Source organism: Streptomyces sp. NTH33 (assembly GCF_003236365.1).
In the GTDB taxonomy this organism is placed as follows: Bacteria; Actinomycetota; Actinomycetes; order Streptomycetales; family Streptomycetaceae; genus Streptomyces.
Genome location: NZ_POTZ01000957.1, coordinates 1 through 1,030 on the forward strand (window position 1 = coordinate 1; position 1,030 = coordinate 1,030).

Annotated in this window: 1 protein-coding gene and 1 pseudogene; both read left to right on the plus strand. The window is 73.7% G+C overall.

Annotated features, from left to right (window positions below; genetic code table 11):
- Positions 1-222: pseudogene (locus C1I97_RS37790) on the plus strand (ABC transporter ATP-binding protein); the annotation flags it as partial.
- Positions 219-1,030 (plus strand): ATP-binding cassette domain-containing protein (locus C1I97_RS37795; RefSeq protein WP_111007357.1); only part of this gene is annotated, 812 nt, incomplete at its 3' end. The pseudogene C1I97_RS37790 and the gene C1I97_RS37795, both read left to right, overlap by 4 nt.

Here is a 1,030-nt window from a genome sequence, read left to right on the forward strand (position 1 = left end):
TTCGCGCCCCGGTGCCCCCTGCGCCGCGAGGCGTGCGACCGTTCGGAGCCGCCCCTGCGCAGGGCCGGGCCCGGCGCCCACCTCAGCGCCTGCCACTTCGCCGGCGAACTCGTCGGCACCGGCGCCGGGGACGTCTTCGACACGGCCGGCGCGGACACCGAGGCGCTGGCGCGCTTCGCCGACACACCGCCTTCGACGCACGCCGAGGAGGACCCCGCATGAGCGCTTCCGCGCAGACCGCCCCCGCCCTGCCGCCGCTGCCCGGTCACGGCGGCACCGGCGAGCCGGTCCTGCAGGTCCGCGACCTGGTCAAGCACTTCCCGGTGATGTCCCGCGGCGTGATCCGCCGGCGGGTGGGCGACGTGCACGCCGTGTGCGGGGTCTCCTTCGACCTGTACGAGAACGAGACCCTGGGTCTGGTGGGGGAGTCCGGCTCGGGCAAGACGACGATCGCCCGCACGGTGCTCAACCTGGAGACCGCCACCTCGGGTCAGGTCTTCTACCGGGGCCAGGACCTGACCCGGCTCAGCCGGCGCCGGATGCGGCCGCTGCGGCGCGAGCTGCAGATCGTCTTCCAGGACCCCTACGCCTCCCTCGACCCGCGCGTCTCCGTGCACGAGATCGTCGCCGAACCGCTGCGCATCCACGGCCGCTACGGCCCGCGGGCCGGTGACGAGGTGCGGGAACTGCTCCGTCTCGTCGGCCTCAACCCCGAGCACGGCAACCGCTTCGCGCACGAGTTCTCCGGCGGCCAGCGCCAGCGCATCGGCATCGCCCGGGCGCTGGCGCTGCGGCCGAAGGTGATCGTCCTGGACGAGCCGGTCTCGGCGCTGGACGTGTCCATCCAGGCGGGCGTCCTGAACCTGCTGATGGACCTGCAGAGCGAGCTCGGCCTGTCCTTCCTGTTCGTCGCCCACGACCTGTCGGTGATGCGCCATGTCGCCGGCCGGGTGGCGGTGACGTACCTGGGCCGCCTGGTCGAAGTCGCCCCGTCCACCACGCTGTTCGCCCGCCCCGCGCACCCCTACAC